Genomic DNA, 16,936 nt, shown 5'->3' on the forward strand with positions numbered 1-16,936 from the left:
CAACCGACGACACGCCCACGCAGCCTCTGGGTACGCTGAAACGCCGCTCCTCCCAGAAGGTCGGAGATATTTCCTGTCCTGTGTAACCGGTTGACGCCACCGTGACGGTGCTTTTGTATCGGGCAGGCATCACAACAGACGTTCGCGCTTAGAATGGCCTGATGACCAGGGCACGGCTTCCGACAGGTGCCGGCGTACGAATTCGCAAGGTCTGCAAAGTTGTCAGGTGCGGCGCAATGGCTTGATCGCCTCGCCCACGCGGCGGGCGATCTCCAGCTCGAGATGCTGGCGCCTGCGTAGCTGTGCCCGCTTGTTCGGTTTGTATTCAGCCGGATCACGCTGCGTTTTCGTAAGGGGCAGATCGAACATCGTCAGGTGGACCCGGCTGCCCCCGGATTCGGCCCAGAAGCTGTCGTAGTCTGCGGAAATGCGGTGGCGCAGGGCAAAGTCGTTTGCAAAGACATGGCCCGCGTTCGACGCGGCAACAAGACCGGAAATGTCGAGGGAGCGTGCGAGCGCCTGGGCCACCAGCAGCAACAGTGTTTTGGGTCGCAGTCCTTCCATGGCCTTCGTCAGCGTGCGCGCATCATCAAGACCTTGCACTCCAACCGATGCGGACTTGAGCGCACCTATCCAAAGCACGTGTCCCTGCCCGTTGAGCCGCAGGAGCGGTCTATCCACAATCGCAAGGCCCATCTCGGTGATTGGTCGCCCGGCCAGGCGCAGGAGCAGGCGACATTCAGCCTCCCTGTACAACTTGTCCTGGCCGGTCAGTTCAACCGTGACGTTGCCCGCCGTGGTCGAGAGATCCAGCAACTGTTGGCCGCCAGTGTGGCTCCTGATCAGGGCGGCGTCGGTGAAGAGTTGCGCCGCCGCGACGTAATGACCGACGACGGCGACCCGGCGATGTCCGCGCCTCAGCGAGGTCGTCAGGTAGCATCGGACGGGCTTCAGGGGAATGTCTGGATACTTCTCGAGGATCGCCGCGAAGGGTTCGGCACCGAGTTTGGACTGGATGGCGGCGATGTCGCGGCGGAATATCCAACGAAGCGCCGCCCACTTGATCGTATGGACGCATCGGTTCAGTCCGCGTCGAAAGCCGGAGGTCTGCCGTTTGCGATGAACCCGCGGCGGCGATGGCGACATTGCCCCATTCAAATGCTCACCCTTCGCATTCTCCGTGCCTCATTGTTGGAATCTTTAGCTTATCGGTGCTGCCCCGCGACATTACGGATTTGTAAGGTGGCCACGAAAATGGCCGGCTTGCGGATCGGTTTCGCCGCCGGAAAATGGCAGTGCGCCTGTTCCCGTCGGATGCACGAAGAGTGCGACAATGAGATGCGCTGCTGCCGACGCGTGTGGCCCTCAGCCCTCAGCCACCCGACTGGTGGCCCGCGATTGCGGCAAGAAAAACCTGGCCGAATTCCTTGAGCTTCGCCGCCCCGACGCCATTCACTTCGGCGAAGGCGTCGAGATCGGTTGGCCGGCGCTCGGCCATGTCGATCAGCGTGCGATCGGAAAACACCACATAGGCTGGCACCTGCCGCTCCTTGGCGAGGCGCAGCCGCAGCGTCTTCAGCGCGGCCAGCAGCGAAGCATCCACGCCTTCCATGTCCGCGGCCTGGGCGGACCGCATCTTGCCGCGCAAGGCGGGGCTGCGCACTTCGACGCGGTAGTGGAACGGCATTTCGCCACGGCCAAGCGCATGGCCTTTTTCGACGATGGCGAGGCCGCCATGGCCGCTGGGATCCGGTATCAGGAAACCACCCGCGACGAGCTGCCGGATCAGCGACAGCCAGAAATCCTTCTTGTGCTCCAGTCCGCTGCCGAAGCTTGAGAGCCTCTGGTGGTTCCTGGCCAGCACCTTCTCGGTTTCATGGCCGAGCAGGATATCGATGACATGGCCGGCACCGAAGCGTTCTCCGCTCTGCGCGACAGCCGCCAAGATGATCCGCGCCTCCGCTCCGCCATCGGCGCGCGGCGCCTGGTCGAGGCAGGTGTCGCAATTGCCGCAAGGCGGCGCTTCCTCGCCAAAATAGCCGAGCAGCACCTGGCGGCGGCAGTGCGCTGTTTCGCAATAGCCGATCAGCGTGTCGAGCCGGCCATGCGAGCGCCTCTTGTGCTCGGCCGGCGCATCCTCGTCGTCGATGAACATCCGCCGCATGCGGATATCGCCAAGGCCGAACAGCATATGCGCCTCGGCTGGTCGCCCGTCGCGACCGGCGCGGCCGATTTCCTGATAATAGGCCTCCAGACTGCCCGGCAGATCGGTGTGGAAGACATAGGCGACATCAGGCTTGTCGATGCCCATGCCGAAGGCGATGGTTGCCACCATGACGACACCGGACTGGGTCATGAAGCTGTTCTGGTTGGCATCGCGCGCATCCTTGCTCATGCCGGCATGGTAGGCGAGCGCGGTGACGCCGTTCTTCTCGAGGAAGGCCGCCATTTCCTCCGTCTTCTTGCGCGACAGGCAATAGACGATGCCGCTGCGGCCGGGGTGGCGCTCGACGAAGCTCAGCAACTGCCGCTTGCTGTCCTGCTTGGCGGCGATGCCAAGCTTGATGTTCGGCCGGTCGAAGCCCAGCACCAGGGTTTCGACACGCTCGGCGAACAGCCGCGCCTCGATGTCGGTGCGTGTGCCCTCGTCCGCCGTCGCCGTCAGCGCGATGATCGGCACGTTGGGGAAGATGCCGCGCAGCCGCGACAAATCTTCATATTCGCGCCGGAACGCCGGCCCCCATTGCGAGATGCAATGCGCCTCGTCGACGGCGATCAGGCTGACGTCGAGCCTGGCCAGCGCGTCGAGCATCCGCTCGGTCATCAGCCGCTCCGGCGCGAGATAGAGCAGCCGCGTCTGGCCTGCCGCGACGCGACGCCAGGCGGCGACATTGGCCTCGCGGTCGATCGAGGAATTGATCGTATCGGCGGCGACGCCGGCGAGCCGCAAGGCGGCGACCTGATCCTGCATCAACGCCACCAGCGGCGAAACGACGATGGTTAACCCGCCCAGAACCAGCGCCGGCACCTGGTAGCAAAGCGACTTGCCTGCACCCGTCGGCATGACGGCCAACACATGACGCCCGGCCAGCAGCGCGTCCATGACATCGGCCTGGCCGGGACGAAAATCATCGAAGCCGAACACGTCCTTCAGGACGCGCCGCTTGGGGTCCTCGGCCCGAACGCTCGCTGCCTGTGCCTGCATCAGTCGGACACCGGGCCGGAAACGATTTCTGATGGATTGGAGAGGATGTGGAAACCGATCAAAACGACTCTCCGCGTGACGCTTTGGAGTAGCGCAGCCATCATCCAACCACAACGGCCCTTTGCGGGAACCTCGGTTCGTTGACATCGTCGGGCTGCATCATCCGCGGCGATGGGCCCCATGCTAGAGGCAGAAGCTGTCCCTTCCCCTGCGACACCTGCACCCCGCTGGATTCCCTAACCTGCTGCGATGTAAGCTTGTCCAGACCAAGGCCAGGGAGGACGCTCTATGCTGCAGACCAGACAAGATGCTCTCGGCGAGCGGTTTCAGCTGCAGCGTACCGCCTTCGAGGCGCAGCCTTTCCCGGACATTGGCGTCCGCAAGGACCGCCTGAAGCGCCTGCTGGCGCTGACTGAACGGCATGAGGCTGATATCTGTGCGGCGATCGACGCGGACTTTGGTGGCCGCTCCGCGCACGAGACGCGCCTGGCAGAACTGTTTGTCGTGCGCGCCGGCATCCGCCATGCGCTATCCCATCTGAAAGGCTGGATGCGCGAGCGTCGCGTTGCCACCACCATGCCGTTCCTGCCGGGCAGAAACCGCCTCGTCGCGCAGCCGCTCGGTGTCGTCGGGATCGTCTCGCCCTGGAACTATCCCTTCCAGCTTGCCGTCGCACCGGTAACCGCGGCACTCGCCGCCGGCAATCGCGTGCTCGTCAAGCCGTCCGAACTGACGCCGGCTTTTTCGGCGTTGCTGGCGCAACTGGCCGGCGCGCATTTCGCGCCCGACGAACTCAGCGTCATCACCGGCGATGCGGAGATGGGAAAGGCCTTCGTGTCGATGCCTTTCGATCATCTGCTGTTCACCGGTTCGACCGCGGTCGGCCGCCAGGTTGCGATCGCCGCCGCCGCCAACTTGACCCCGGTTACGCTCGAACTCGGCGGCAAGTCGCCGGCGATCTTCGATCCGTCCTGCGACCTCGATGCGGCGGCAGCCAGCGTCGCCTATGGCAAGCTGTTGAATGCCGGGCAGACCTGTATCGCGCCGGACTATCTGTTGGTGCCGCAAGGGCAGGCAGGCACCGTCGCCGCGAAGCTCGCGACGGCAATAGCGCGGCTCTACCCGACCTTGCGCGACAATCCCGACTATACCGCCATCATCAGTGACCGGCACCACCAGCGCCTGCGCGAGATGATCACTGAGGCCCGCGATACCGGCGCCGATGTCGTCGAAATCAACCCGGCCGGCGAGGAACTCGGCACCGCCAGCCGGAAGTTGCTGCCAACCCTGGTCCGCAATGCCGGCCCGAACCTGCGGCTGATGCGCGAGGAGATTTTCGGGCCGGTGCTGCCGATCGTCGAGTATGCAGGGATAGACGAGGCGATCGACCATGTGAACCGCGCGGACCGGCCGCTGGCGCTTTACTGGTTCGGGCGCGACAGCGGCAACCGTCAACGCATCCTGCGCGAGACCGTCGCCGGCGGCGTCACCATCAACGACTGCATGCTGCATCTGGTGCAGGAGAACCAGCCCTTCGGCGGCGTCGGTGCCAGCGGCATGGGTGCCTATCACGGCGAATGGGGTTTCCGCACCTTCAGCAAGCAGAAGCCGGTTTTCCTGCAGTCGCGGCTGAGCGCGGGAGGCTTGCTGCGTCCGCCCTACGGCAAGACGTTCGAGCGGATTTTCAGCCTGCTCCGACACATCACCTGACCTCGAGCAATTCCAAAAAAAGTGTCAAACGGTTTCCCGGGAAAAGCGCGTAGCGCTTTCCCTCAGGGAATTGCGTCAAAACAAAGAGATAGAGCGGTTCTCCGTTTCCGTGAAACGATGAAACCGCTCTGGAACAGCCATCGGTTGTACGGCGCGTTAAACCTATGTTCACGATGATACGGCAGGCTCCACATCCTGCGGTCATGTCTTGAGTACCGCGGCGCCAAAAGCGCCCAGGCAACAACCCGCGCCTCTTTGGGGCGCGGGTCATTCCGCGCGCTCGATCTCCCAGCCTTGGCTAAGCAAGTCCTGGACTAGGCGAGAAAATCGGCGCGGTGCGGCGTAAAACTGTCGACCAGCCGCCCCGCCTCCAGTGCCTTGACGCCGTGCACCAGATTGGACGGCACGATGAAGCTGCCGCCAGCCGCGATGATTTCGGTTCGGCCATCGATGGTCACCTCGAAGCGGCCCTCCGCGACATAGCTCGCCTGGACATGCGGGTGCGAATGCAGGGCACCGACTCCGCCCTTGTCGAAGCCGAATTCGACCATCATCAGTTCATCGGTGTGCAGGAGAACGCGCCGCCTGTTGCCATCCGGTGTCGCCGTCCAGGCGCCCTCGCCGGCATGCGCGAAGATCTTCGGCTCAGCCATCGTCATCTCCTCATCGCGCCAGCCAGCCGCCATCCACCGGCACCACCGCGCCATGCATGTAGTTCGATGCCGCCGCCAGCAGGAAGACGGCGGCGTCGCCAATGTCTTCCGCTACGCCCCAGCGCCCGGCAGGGATACGGGCCAGGATAGCGGCACTGCGGTCGGGATCGGCACGCAGCGCCTGCGTGTTGTTTGTCTCGATATAGCCGGGCGCGATGGCGTTGACGTTGATGCCTTTTGCCGCCCATTCGCAGGCGAGCAGCCGGGTGATGCCGAGCATGCCGTGTTTCGAGGCGGTGTAGGACGCGACGCGGATGCCGCCCTGGAAACTCAGCACCGAAGCGATGTTGACGATCTTGCCTTGCCGTCCGCCAGCAAGCGCGCGTCTGGCGAAGGATTGGCAGAGCAGGAAGGCCGTCTTCAAATTGACGTCCATGACGTCGTCCCAGTCGGTCTCGCTTAGATCGACGGCATCGGCGCGCCGGATGATACCGGCATTGTTGACCAGCCCGTCGAGCGGGCCGCTTTCGTCCCAGATCCGTTCCAGCATCGGGCCGGCGGCTGCCGTGTCGGCAAGGTCAGCGCTTACCGCCTCGAATTGCCCACCGGCTGAGGCAACCTTGCTTGCCGTGTCGTCCATCGACGAGCGGCCGACGCCGATCACCGCGCCGCCGGCACGCGCGATCGAGACGGCTATGCCTTGACCGATGCCGGTGTTGGCGCCGGTGACGAGGATGCGCTTGCCGGCCAGGCTGAAGGCGGAAAGGTCGCTCACCGCAAGTCGTCCACTGCCACCGGGTCGACATCGGTATAGTCGACATTGTCGCCGGCCATCGCCCAGATGAAGGCGTAGTTCGAAGTGCCGGTGCCAGAGTGGATCGACCAGCCCGGCGACAGCACCGCCTCCTCGTTGCCCATGACGATATGACGGGTCTCGTCCGGCTCGCCCATGAAGTGGAAAACGCGCGCCGTCTCGGCCAGGTCAAAATAGAGATAGGCTTCCATGCGCCGGTCATGCACATGGCAGGGCATTGTATTCCACACCGAGCCCGGCGCCAGCTGCGTCATGCCGACCACGAGCTGGCAGGTTCTTGCGCCCTCGGCATGGATGAACTGGAAGATCGAGCGCTCGTTGCAGCTATCCTTGCTGCCGAGGTCGAGACGCTTGGCGTCACCGATGCGGATAAGCCGGCTCGGCCAGGCCTGATGCGCCGGCGCGCTGAGCAGGTAGAATTTGGCCGGCGCGGCATTGTCCGCCGAGACGAATGAGACGTCCTTGCTGCCCATCCCGAGATAGACCATGTCGCGCGCCTGCAATTCATGAGGTTGGCCGCTGGCCGTGACGACACCGGCGCCACCGATGTTGACGGCGATGAGCTCGCGGCGGTCGAGAAAATCCTTGGTCCCAGTTGGCTTGATCGCCTCCAGCTGAAGCGGTGCGTCAGTCGGCACGGCGCCGCCGACGATCATGCGATCGTAGTGGGTGTAGGTCAGGCTGATACGACCGGGCTGGAACAGGTCGTCGATGAGGAAATTGTGCCGCAGTTCGTCGGTTCCCATCGCCGCCGCGGCAACAGGATCGATGGCGAAGCGCGATGTGTAGTCGGTATGGCTCTGGCTCATTGCAGTCCTGACTTGAGATGGGTCATTCGCCGGCAGCGCCCTTGACCGAACTGGCATAGAAGACCTGCCTTGCATGCAGCCGCTCGCGGTAGCGCTGCTGGCTGGCGCTGAGGTGCGCGCGCATCGCCTCGCGCGCGGCTTCGGCGTCGCCTGACGTGATCGCATTGAGGATCACCAGATGCTCGCGCTGCAGCCCGCGCTGATATGTGTCGGATTGCACCAGCTCGGTCGACCAGGGCGAGGTCACGTCACACGGAATGGCGCGCCGGCCGAGCACGTCGAGCATCTCGACATAGAAGGGATTGTTGGTGGCGCTGGCGATCGCCCGGTGGAAGGCGAGGTCGGCCGGCCCGGTCGGCTCGCTGGCGAGCAGCAGCCGTTCGAACTCGAAGAAGGCTTCCTGGACCGCCGCCTCCTGCGCGGCGTTGCGGCGGATGGCGGCGAGCCCGGCCGATTCGATCTCGATCGCCAGGCGCACTTCGAGCACGTTGAGGGCGATCGAATCCTTGCTGCCCATGTCGGCGGCCAGCGCGCCGAACATCGTCGAGATGTGCTCGGTGACGAAGACGCCGGCGCCCTGGCGCGGCTCGACCAGCCCGTCGGCGGCAAGCTTGGCCAGGGCCTCGCGGATGACGGTGCGGCTGACGCCGAAGGTCTCGGTCAGCTGGCCTTCGGTCGGCAGTTTGTGGCCGGGCAGGATCTCGCCTGCCTGCAGCTGCTTGCGGATCGCCGCGACGACGGTCTCCGACAGCTTTGGTTTTCTCTCGACCCTGAGGTCGGTTGCGGTATCCGATGCCATGTCGCCCCCTATTTGAACACGCCGGCAACCAGAGCGAGATGGCCGGAATATAGGTCACAAGCCCGAGGACCACGAGGCTCGCGCCAGATCGAGAGCATCGCTTCCCACCGGTTCAGAGCCGGTACGCCTTCTTGGCAAGCGTGTAGGCAAGGTCCCGCGCTAGCTCGTGCGCCTCGTCCTCGCGCAGCCGATGCTCGGCGACGAGACGCGCCAGGAACGCGCAGTCGACCCGCCGCGCCACATCATGGCGCGCCGGTATCGATGGAAAGGCGCGGGTGTCGTCGTTGAAGCCGACGGTGTTGTAGAAGCCGGCCGTTTCGGTGGTCATCTCGCGGTAGCGGCGCATGCCTTCCGGGCTGTCGTGGAACCACCAGGCCGGCCCGAGCTTCAGCGCCGGGTAGGTGCCGGCGAGCGGTGCCAGTTCGCGCGCATAGCTGGTCTCGTCGAGCGTGAAGAGGATGATTGTCAGGTCCCGTTCCAGGCCGACGCAATCAAGCAGTGGCTTCAGCGCCGTGACATAGTCGGTTCGGGTCGGGATATCGAAACCCTTGTCGCGGCCGAACTTCTGGAAAATAGACGGCGAATGGTTGCGCCACGAACCGGGATGGATCTGCAGCACAAGCCCGTCATCCCGGCTCATCTTGGCCATTTCGGTCAGCATCTGGGCGCGGAACAGCCGCTTTTCGCGTTCATCGTCCGAACCATGGCGCACACGGTTGAACAGTTCCTCGGCCGCCGCATCCGAAAGATTGGCGGTCTCGGCCGTCGGATGGCCGTGATCGGACGACGTCGCGCCATAGCTTTTGAAGAAAGCGCGCCGCTGACGGTGGGCATCGAGATAACCAGCCCAGTTGCCGGTGTCGCAGCCGGTGATTTCGCCAAGCTTGTCGAGATTGGCCGAAAACCCCTCGAAGTCCGGATCGACGACGGCGTCCGGCCGATAGGCGGTGATGACCTTGCCCTCCCAGCCGCTGTCACGGATCATCTGGTGCCATTGGAGGTCGTCGAGCGCGCCTTCCGTCGTTGCGATGACCTCGATGTTGAAGCGCTCGAACAGCGCGCGCGGGCGGAAATTCTCCCATTGCAGCACCGTCGCGATGGTGTCGTAGTGACGGTCGGCAGTCGCCGCGTTCAGCGGTTCGTCGATGCCGAACAGATGCGCCAGCACATGGTCGAACCACAGCCGGGTCGGCGTGCCGCGGAAAAGGAAATAGTTCTCGGCAAAGCGACGCCAGATCGCCCTGCCATCGGTCTCCACCGGCGCGCCGTCCAAGGTCGCCACGCCGAGATCCTCGAGGCCAACGCCCTGGCTGAACAGCATGCGGAAGATGTAATGGTCGGGCACGATGAGCAATTGCGCCGGATCCGGGAACGGCTCGTTCAGCGCATACCAGCGCGGATCGGTGTGACCATGCGGGCTGACGATGGGCAGGTCCTTGATCCCGGCATAGAGATCGCGGGCGATGGAGCGCGAATGCGCGTCGGCGGGAAACAGCAAATCCGCATTGGTCAGTGCCACGACGATCCTCCCAGGGCCGCTATCGGTAGGGTCGGCAAGAAATAATGTCAACATACAAAAATTGGATTGTTGTATGATGACTTTTCCTGCCATTGTGTGGCAAGAAATCGGATGTTACGTCGCTTGCCGACCCATCTCAGAGGCGATCTCATGCCGTCCAACCAGACTAGCCGCGCCACGCCAACCAGGCGCCTTTCCGCGATGACGGCACATACTTTGCCGGCGTCGGCCGCGACTCCTTCGTATGATCGCAGCCTCGTCGTCCCCGGTATCGTGCATCTCGGCGTCGGCGCCTTCCACCGCGCCCATCAGGCAGCCTATGTCGACGACTGCCTGGCTGCAGGAGACACGAGTTGGGGTATCGTCGGCGTTTCACTGCGCAGCGCCGACACACGCGATGCGCTCTCGCCGCAGGACGGGCTCTACACGCTGGCGATCAGGAGCAGCGGCGAGGAAAAGCTTCGCGTCATCGGCTCCATCGCGTCGATGCTGGTGGCGCCGGAGGACCCGGGCGCGGTGCTGGCCGCGCTGACCGATCCGCGCACCCGCATCGTGACGTTGACGATCACCGAAAAGGCCTATCTCAGGGCCGCCGGCGGCGGGCTGGACATCGCTCATCCCGATATCGTCCACGATCTGGCAAATCCGCAAATGCCGAAGACAGCGCATGGTTTTCTCGCCGAGGCGCTTGCGCGGCGACGCGCCGCCGGCACGCCGCCCTTCACCGTGCTCTGCTGCGACAACCTACCGGCCAATGGTGCGACGCTGCACCGGCTGCTGATCGCATTCGCCGAATTGCGCGATGCCAGGCTCGCCCAATCAGGCGATGCCAGGCTCGCAGCGAAGGCCTATAGCGGCCTCGCCAGTCACATCGCGCACCAGGTCGCTTTTCCCTCCAGCATGGTCGATCGCATCGTGCCGGCCACCACCGACGCCGACCGGGCGCGGATTGCTGCCGAACTCGGCGTCGAGGACGCCTGGCCGGTCATGACCGAGCCGTTCTGCCAATGGGTGATCGAGGACAATTTTCCGAAGGGCCGGCCAGCCTGGGAACGGTTCGGCGTCACCATGGTCAGCGATGTCGGCCCCTTCGAGGACATGAAGCTCAGGCTGCTCAACGGCGCGCATTCGGGCATCGCCTATCTCGGCCTGCTCAGCGGTCACGCCACCGTCGATCGCGCCTTCGCCGACCCGGCAATCCGGCAGTTCGTCGATGCATTGTGGGTCGAAGCCATTTCGACGCTGCCGGAGGATGCCGGGCTCGATACGTCAGCCTATACGCCCGAGCTTACCGAGCGTTTTTCGAACACCGCTCTTGCCCACCGTACGGCGCAGATAGCCAATGACGGCAGCCAGAAATTGCCGCAACGCATCGTCGCATCGGCCTTGGAGTGCCTGGAAGCCGGCACCGAAATGGTCCATCTCACGCTGGTGGTCGCCGCCTGGATCGCCGCCTGCGCAGCGCGGGGAAAGACCTTGCCGGAGGGCCATTTCACCGACCCACTCGATGCGGCATTAACGGCGCTTTTGAGCCAGCAGCTACCGGCGAATGAGACCGTGACGGCCGTGTTCGACCTCGCCGGCTTCGCCAGCGACCACGCCGAGCGTCAGACGCTGATTGAACTCGTGGCTGTCCATCTCGTGCACCTGCGACGGGATGGTCCGACACTGGCCTTCGCCGCGTTGGGAATAGGAAGTGAATAGTCGAGGCGGGACCCGATACGGCTCAGATCGCGACGCAAAGGCAGGACGAGCGCCACCCACACGATCATCGAAGCGATACCTGAAAGATTGGCCAGCCAAGCCAGATCGACGCCCGGAAACACCGGAAAGCCGATGTAGATAGGCGCCAAGCTGATGGCACTGACCACCACCAGGCTGGCAGCCGCCAGTCTGCCGCTGCCGATCCAGAGGAACCCACCGAACGGACCGCCAAAGGCGGATACCAAAGCGGTCGACCAGCGGGATCGCGAAGCTGTTTCTCGCGCAGCTGTTTCTTCCGTCATCGGCCACCCCCCATACCCAAGGCAGCCGGACTGTCCGCCAAACAAAAAAGCGAGGCAAGGCCCCGCTTTTCACTCATCTGAAGCGAATTTTAGGCCGGCAGGATGGCGCCTTCCAGCGTCGTAAGCTGGCTAAGGAACTGTTCGGCCTTGCTGCGGGCCTCGTCGTCCTTGGCGTCGGCGGCGTCTTCCTTGGCTTCCTGGATGCGGCGGGCGAGATCGGCGCGGTCGACATCATTCACCGCCACAGCCGACTCCGCCAACAGCGTGCAGCCAGCCGGAACGATGTCGGCGAAGCCGCCGAACACGACATAACGCTCTTCCTCGCCCGACGCGGTCTTAACAGTGACCACACCCGGCTTGATCGTGGTCATGACCGGCGCGTGATGCGCCATCACGGTCATCTCGCCTTCTGCACCTGGAATGACGACGGATTCGACCTGCTCGGAAACAAGCAGGCGCTCCGGCGAGACCAGTTCGAACTTGAAAGCTTCGGCCATGATCAATCTAGCAAACGGGGAATAGTGAGTAGCGAGTAGTGAAGAAACTCGCTCGTCTCATAAGCCCCTATTCGCTACTCCCTATTCGCTATTCGCTTCTTATGCCGCTTCGGCCGCCAGGCGCTGTGCCTTCTCAACCGCTTCCTCGATGCCGCCGACCATGTAGAAGGCGGCTTCCGGGAGGTGGTCATAGTCGCCGTTGCAGAGACCCTTGAAGCCCTTGATGGTGTCGGCCAGGTCGACCAGCTTGCCAGGCGAGCCGGTGAACACTTCGGCGACGAAGAAGGGCTGCGACAGGAAGCGCTCGATCTTGCGGGCGCGTGCCACCGTCTGCTTGTCCTCTTCCGACAGCTCGTCCATGCCCAGGATGGCGATGATGTCCTGCAGCGACTTGTAGCGCTGAAGGATCGACTGCACCTGGCGCGCGACGGCATAGTGCTCGTCACCGACGACCAGCGGATCGAGCATGCGCGAAGTCGAATCCAGCGGATCGACGGCCGGGTAGATGCCCTTTTCGGCGATGGCGCGGTTGAGCGTCGTGGTCGCGTCGAGGTGGGCGAACGAGGTCGCCGGCGCCGGGTCGGTCAAGTCGTCGGCGGGCACGTAGATCGCCTGCACCGATGTGATCGAGCCCTTGGTGGTGGTGGTGATGCGTTCCTGCAACGCGCCCATGTCGGTGGCGAGCGTCGGCTGATAGCCCACGGCCGACGGGATACGGCCGAGCAGAGCCGACACTTCCGAACCCGCCTGCGTGAAGCGGAAGATGTTGTCGACGAAGAACAGCACGTCCTGGCCCTGGTCGCGGAAATATTCCGCAACCGTCAGGCCGGTCAGGCCGACGCGGGCGCGGGCGCCCGGCGGTTCGTTCATCTGGCCATACACCAAAGCGGCCTTGGAGCCTTCACCGCCGCCCTTCTTGTTGACGCCAGACTCGATGAACTCGTGATAGAGATCGTTGCCTTCGCGAGTGCGCTCGCCGACGCCGGCGAACACCGAGTAGCCACCATGCGCCTTGGCGATGTTGTTGATCAGCTCCTGGATCAGCACGGTCTTGCCGACGCCGGCGCCGCCGAACAGGCCGATCTTGCCGCCCTTGGCGTAGGGAGCCAGGAGGTCGAGCACCTTGATGCCGGTGATCAGGATCTGTGCTTCCGTCGACTGCTCGACATAGGTCGGAGCCGGCTGGTGGATGGAGCGCATTTCGATCCCGTCGACCGGGCCTTCTTCATCGACCGGCTCGCCGATGACGTTGATGATGCGGCCGAGCATGCCCGGGCCGACCGGAACGGTGATCGGCGCGCCGGTGTCGCGCACTTCCTGGCCGCGCACCAGACCTTCGGTCGAGTCCATGGCGATGCAGCGCACGGTGTTTTCACCCAGATGCTGGGCCACTTCGAGCACCAGGCGGTTGCCGACATTGGTCGTCTCGAGCGCGTTCAGGATCGCCGGCAGGTGATCGCCGAACTGCACGTCGACAACGGCGCCGATGACCTGGCGGACCTTGCCGACAACGCCGGTTGCCTTGGTGGCCACTGCGGATGTCTTGGTCGCTGCGGCCTTGGCCGGTGCTGATGCCGTCTTGGCCGGAGCTGCCTTCGCGGCTGCTGCCGGAGCCTTTGCCGCCTTCGCGGGGGCTGCGGTCTTCGCGGCTGCGGCCTTGGGGGCTGCCGTCTTGGGTGTTACCTTCTGGGGGGTCGCTGCTTTCGCCATCGTCTTTACCCTTTTTCGTCCTTTGTTTCTCACGCGGTCCGCTCGCGGGTCGATGACCCGCAAACCGCGCCTAGAGCGCCTCGGCGCCCGAAATGATTTCGATCAGTTCCTTGGTGATCTGCGCCTGCCGCTGGCGGTTGTAGGTGATCGACAGCTTGTTGATCATCTCGCCGGCATTGCGCGTCGCATTGTCCATGGCGCTCATCTTGGCGCCCATTTCGCCGGCCGCGTTTTCGAGCAGCGCCCGGAAAACCTGCACCGAGATGTTGCGCGGAATGAGGTCGGAGAGGATTTCGCCCGGCTCCGGTTCGTATTCATAGACGGCGCTGCCGCCATCCACCGCCTCGGCCGGAGCCGAAGCGATACCGGATGGAATGATCTGCTGCGCGGTCGGGATCTGGCTGATCACCGACTTGAACTGCGAATAGAACAGAGTGCAGATGTCGAAGCCGCCCTCGTTGAAGAGGTGGATGACTTTCTTGGCGATCGCGTCGGCATTGACGAAGCCGAGCGTCTTGACCTCGCGCAGATCGACACGATCGAGAATCATCGACGCATAGTCGCGGCGCAGGATATCGAAACCCTTCTTGCCGACGCAGATGATCTTGACCTGCTTGCCGTCGGCCAAAAGCTTGCGGATATGGTCGCGGGCAAGGCGGGCGATCTGCGAATTGAAGCCGCCGCACAGGCCGCGCTCAGCGCTGCAGACGACGAGCAAATGCACGTCGTCCTTGCCGGTGCCGGTCATCAGCGCCGGGGCATCGCCGCCGCCGCCGATTGCCTGGGTGATGTTGGCCAGCACGGAACCCATGCGCTCCGAATAGGGGCGCGCCGCTTCGGCAGCCTCTTGCGCACGGCGCAGCTTCGCCGCGGCGACCATCTGCATCGCCTTGGTGATCTTCTGCGTCGCCTTGACCGAGGCGATACGGTTACGAAGGTCTTTTAATGAAGGCATGCTTCAAACCTGATCCCGTCTTGTCTCATCCCGACTGGCGCTTCGCTCAGGCGAAGGTCTTGGCGAAAGCGTCGATCTCGGCCTTCAGCTTGGCGCGCAGACCGTCCGACAGCGCCTTTTCCTTGCGGATGGCATCGAGCACGTCCTTGCCCGCCGCACGCATGTGGCTGAGCAGGCCATGCTCGAACTTGCCGACCTGGTTGACCGGCAGCTTGTCGAGATAGCCGTTGACGCCGGCGAAGATCACCGCGACCTGCTCTTCCGTCTTCAGCGGCGAGAACTGCGGCTGCTTCAGGAGTTCGGTCAGGCGCGATCCGCGGTTGAGCAGGCGCTGCGTGGCGGCGTCGAGATCGGAGCCGAACTGCGCGAACGCCGCCATTTCGCGGTATTGCGCGAGCTCGCCCTTGATCGAGCCGGCAACCTGCTTCATCGCCTTGATCTGTGCGGCCGAGCCGACGCGCGACACCGACAGGCCGACGTTGACGGCCGGACGGATGCCCTGGAAGAACAGGTTGGTTTCGAGGAAGATCTGGCCGTCGGTGATCGAGATCACGTTGGTCGGGATATAGGCCGACACGTCGTTGGCCTGCGTCTCGATGATCGGCAGGGCGGTCAGCGACCCACCGCCCAGATCGTCGTTGAGCTTGGCGGCGCGCTCGAGCAGGCGCGAGTGCAGGTAGAAGACGTCGCCGGGATAGGCTTCGCGGCCCGGCGGGCGGCGCAGCAACAGCGACATCTGGCGGTAGGCGACGGCCTGCTTCGACAGATCGTCATAGCTGATCAACGCATGCATGCCGTTGTCGCGGAAATACTCGCCCATGGTGCAGCCGGCGAACGGCGCCAGGTACTGCATCGGCGCCGGGTCGGACGCGGTGGCGGCGATGATGATCGAATATTCGAGCGCGCCGCGCTCTTCCAGCACCTTGACGAACTGCGCCACGGTCGAGCGCTTCTGGCCGACGGCGACGTAGACGCAGTAGAGCTTTTCCTTCTCAGGGCCGTTGTCGTGCACCGACTTCTGGTTGAGCATCGTATCGAGGATGATGGCGGTCTTGCCGGTCTGGCGGTCGCCGATGACCAGTTCGCGCTGGCCGCGGCCGACCGGGATCAGTGCGTCGATGGCCTTGAGGCCGGTCGACATCGGCTCGTTCACCGATTTGCGCGGGATGATGCCGGGCGCCTTGACGTCGACACGCTTGCGCTCGACTGCCTTGATCGGGCCCTTGCCGTCGATCGGATTGCCGAGCGCGTCGACGACGCGGCCGAGCAGACCCGGACCGACCGGAACGTCGACGATGGCGCCGGTGCGCTTGACGATGTCGCCTTCCTTGATGTCGCGGTCGGCGCCGAAGATGACGACGCCGACATTGTCGGCTTCGAGGTTGAGCGCCATGCCGCGAGTGCCGCCGGGGAATTCGACCATTTCGCCGGCCTGGACATTGTCGAGGCCGTAGACGCGGGCGATACCGTCACCGACGGACAGCACCTGTCCAACTTCGGAGACCTCGGCCTCCTTGCCGAAATTCTTGATCTGGTCTTTCAGAATTGCGGAAATTTCCGCGGCGCGGATGTCCATCAGCCGACCTCTTTCAGTGCAAGCTTGAGCGAATTGAGTTTGGTTTTGAGCGACGTATCGATCTGGCGCGAGCCCATCTTGACCACCAGCCCGCCGAGCAGCGACGGATCGACGGTGATTGAAATGGCCACGTCCTTGCCGGCAACGCCCTTCAGCGCCGCCTTGAGTTCGTTCTGCTGGGCATCAGTCAACTCGTGCGCCGACGTCACGTCAGCAGCGGTCTCGCCACGGTGTTCGGCGGCGATCTGGCGGAACGCCCTGATCATGCCGGGGATGGCGAACAGACGGCGGTTACGGGCCACGACGCGCAGGAAATTGCCGGTGAGGCCAGTGATCCCTGCCTTGTCGGCGATCGCCGCGATGGCCTTGGCCTGATCCTCGCTGGAAAACACCGGGCTGTTGATCAGCCGGGTAAGGTCGGCACTGCTCGCAAGCATCGCCTCGAAACTGTTGAGGTCTGCCTCGACCTTGGCGACCGAATTTGCCTGCAGGGCGAGTTCGAACAGCGAACCCGCGTAGCGTTCTGCGACACCTGAGATTGGCGATGACGATTGGGCCACGGACCGTCTTTTCTCTTGTCTGACAGGCCGCAGATTGTTGGCGCGAGCAAAAACTCTGGCTAAATCTTTGACCTTACTGCATTTTTCCAAGCACGGAGACGCGGCTTCCGCTATCCCCGGCCG

At 63.9% G+C, this 16,936-nt stretch carries 14 protein-coding genes; 2 read left to right on the forward strand and 12 right to left on the reverse strand.

What is annotated here, in order from left to right; all coding sequences use genetic code 11:
- Positions 1 to 222 precede the first annotated feature (222 nt).
- Both AC1DZP_RS02815 and recQ read right to left on the reverse strand, forming a co-directional pair.
- Positions 223 to 1,146, reverse strand: coding sequence for a DUF535 family protein (locus tag AC1DZP_RS02815; protein ID WP_477300052.1), 924 nt, complete (start codon positions 1,144 to 1,146; stop codon positions 223 to 225).
- A 226-nt stretch (positions 1,147 to 1,372) separates the two neighbouring features.
- Positions 1,373 to 3,205, reverse strand: coding sequence for a DNA helicase RecQ (gene recQ, locus AC1DZP_RS02820; protein WP_477300053.1), 1,833 nt, complete (start codon positions 3,203 to 3,205; stop codon positions 1,373 to 1,375).
- Positions 3,206 to 3,493: 288 nt separating this feature from the next.
- Between recQ and AC1DZP_RS02825 the strand changes: the two genes are divergently transcribed.
- Entirely contained in the window at positions 3,494 to 4,915 is a 1,422-nt protein-coding gene (locus AC1DZP_RS02825) for a coniferyl aldehyde dehydrogenase (protein ID WP_477300054.1), read from the forward strand.
- A gap of 314 nt (positions 4,916 to 5,229) precedes the next feature.
- Here AC1DZP_RS02825 and AC1DZP_RS02830 read toward each other — a convergent pair whose 3' ends face one another.
- From AC1DZP_RS02830 to uxaC, 5 genes are all read right to left on the reverse strand, one after another.
- Positions 5,230 to 5,568, reverse strand: coding sequence for a cupin domain-containing protein (locus AC1DZP_RS02830; protein ID WP_477300055.1), 339 nt, complete (start codon positions 5,566 to 5,568; stop codon positions 5,230 to 5,232).
- Between the two features lie 10 nt (positions 5,569 to 5,578).
- Positions 5,579 to 6,343: a 2-dehydro-3-deoxy-D-gluconate 5-dehydrogenase KduD gene (gene kduD, locus AC1DZP_RS02835; RefSeq protein ID WP_477300056.1), complete on the reverse strand. Its 765-nt coding sequence runs from the start codon at positions 6,341 to 6,343 to the stop codon at positions 5,579 to 5,581.
- Positions 6,340 to 7,191, reverse strand: coding sequence for a 5-dehydro-4-deoxy-D-glucuronate isomerase (gene kduI / locus AC1DZP_RS02840; protein ID WP_477300057.1), 852 nt, complete (start codon positions 7,189 to 7,191; stop codon positions 6,340 to 6,342). Before kduI ends, kduD begins: the two co-directional genes overlap by 4 nt.
- A 22-nt stretch (positions 7,192 to 7,213) precedes the next feature.
- The gene (locus AC1DZP_RS02845) at positions 7,214 to 7,990 is read right to left on the reverse strand and encodes a FadR/GntR family transcriptional regulator (RefSeq protein ID WP_477300058.1); all 777 of its coding nucleotides are present in this window, start codon (positions 7,988 to 7,990) and stop codon (positions 7,214 to 7,216) included.
- A gap of 112 nt (positions 7,991 to 8,102) precedes the next feature.
- Positions 8,103 to 9,563, reverse strand: a complete 1,461-nt coding sequence (uxaC, locus tag AC1DZP_RS02850; RefSeq protein ID WP_477300059.1) for a glucuronate isomerase — start codon at positions 9,561 to 9,563, stop codon at positions 8,103 to 8,105.
- Positions 9,564 to 9,659: 96 nt separating this feature from the next.
- Here uxaC and AC1DZP_RS02855 point away from each other — a divergent pair, with 96 nt between their 5' ends.
- Positions 9,660 to 11,213, forward strand: a complete 1,554-nt coding sequence (locus AC1DZP_RS02855; protein WP_477300060.1) for a mannitol dehydrogenase family protein — start codon at positions 9,660 to 9,662, stop codon at positions 11,211 to 11,213.
- Between the two features lie 391 nt (positions 11,214 to 11,604).
- Here the strand turns inward: AC1DZP_RS02855 and AC1DZP_RS02860 are convergent, their stop codons facing one another.
- The 5 genes from AC1DZP_RS02860 to AC1DZP_RS02880 all read right to left on the reverse strand — a co-directional run bounded on the left by AC1DZP_RS02860 (position 11,605) and on the right by AC1DZP_RS02880 (position 16,813).
- A complete protein-coding gene (locus AC1DZP_RS02860; RefSeq protein ID WP_457153767.1) occupies positions 11,605 to 12,012 on the reverse strand; it encodes a F0F1 ATP synthase subunit epsilon in 408 nt (135 codons plus the stop codon).
- A gap of 99 nt (positions 12,013 to 12,111) precedes the next feature.
- Positions 12,112 to 13,722 carry a F0F1 ATP synthase subunit beta gene (gene atpD, locus AC1DZP_RS02865; protein ID WP_167392057.1) on the reverse strand — a complete coding sequence of 537 codons (1,611 nt, stop codon included), beginning with the start codon at positions 13,720 to 13,722 and terminating at the stop codon, positions 12,112 to 12,114.
- Positions 13,723 to 13,792: 70 nt separating this feature from the next.
- Positions 13,793 to 14,677, reverse strand: a complete 885-nt coding sequence (locus AC1DZP_RS02870) for a F0F1 ATP synthase subunit gamma (RefSeq protein ID WP_095084179.1) — start codon at positions 14,675 to 14,677, stop codon at positions 13,793 to 13,795.
- 46 nt (positions 14,678 to 14,723) lie between these two features.
- The gene (gene atpA, locus AC1DZP_RS02875) at positions 14,724 to 16,253 is read right to left on the reverse strand and encodes a F0F1 ATP synthase subunit alpha (RefSeq protein ID WP_457153764.1); all 1,530 of its coding nucleotides are present in this window, start codon (positions 16,251 to 16,253) and stop codon (positions 14,724 to 14,726) included.
- Positions 16,253 to 16,813 carry a F0F1 ATP synthase subunit delta gene (locus AC1DZP_RS02880; RefSeq protein WP_477300061.1) on the reverse strand — a complete coding sequence of 187 codons (561 nt, stop codon included), beginning with the start codon at positions 16,811 to 16,813 and terminating at the stop codon, positions 16,253 to 16,255. Before AC1DZP_RS02880 ends, atpA begins: the two co-directional genes overlap by 1 nt.
- Positions 16,814 to 16,936 lie beyond the last annotated feature (123 nt).

It is taken from the genome of Mesorhizobium sp. P2_F8 (assembly GCF_056403655.1).

Bases quoted from the DNA above. Each gene is read 5' to 3' on its own strand.
- AC1DZP_RS02855 (WP_477300060.1), top strand. From the start codon at position 9,660: ATGCCGTCCAACCAGACTAGCCGCGCCACGCCAACCAGGCGCCTTTCC.
- AC1DZP_RS02845 (WP_477300058.1), bottom strand. From the start codon at position 7,990: ATGGCATCGGATACCGCAACCGACCTCAGGGTCGAGAGAAAACCAAAG.
- recQ (WP_477300053.1), bottom strand. From the start codon at position 3,205: ATGCAGGCACAGGCAGCGAGCGTTCGGGCCGAGGACCCCAAGCGGCGC.
- kduI (WP_477300057.1), bottom strand. From the start codon at position 7,191: ATGAGCCAGAGCCATACCGACTACACATCGCGCTTCGCCATCGATCCT.
- AC1DZP_RS02815 (WP_477300052.1), bottom strand. From the start codon at position 1,146: ATGTCGCCATCGCCGCCGCGGGTTCATCGCAAACGGCAGACCTCCGGC.
- uxaC (WP_477300059.1), bottom strand. From the start codon at position 9,563: ATGTTGACATTATTTCTTGCCGACCCTACCGATAGCGGCCCTGGGAGG.
- atpD (WP_167392057.1), bottom strand. From the start codon at position 13,722: ATGGCGAAAGCAGCGACCCCCCAGAAGGTAACACCCAAGACGGCAGCC.
- AC1DZP_RS02860 (WP_457153767.1), bottom strand. From the start codon at position 12,012: ATGGCCGAAGCTTTCAAGTTCGAACTGGTCTCGCCGGAGCGCCTGCTT.
- AC1DZP_RS02825 (WP_477300054.1), top strand. From the start codon at position 3,494: ATGCTGCAGACCAGACAAGATGCTCTCGGCGAGCGGTTTCAGCTGCAG.
- atpA (WP_457153764.1), bottom strand. From the start codon at position 16,253: ATGGACATCCGCGCCGCGGAAATTTCCGCAATTCTGAAAGACCAGATC.
- AC1DZP_RS02870 (WP_095084179.1), bottom strand. From the start codon at position 14,677: ATGCCTTCATTAAAAGACCTTCGTAACCGTATCGCCTCGGTCAAGGCG.
- AC1DZP_RS02830 (WP_477300055.1), bottom strand. From the start codon at position 5,568: ATGGCTGAGCCGAAGATCTTCGCGCATGCCGGCGAGGGCGCCTGGACG.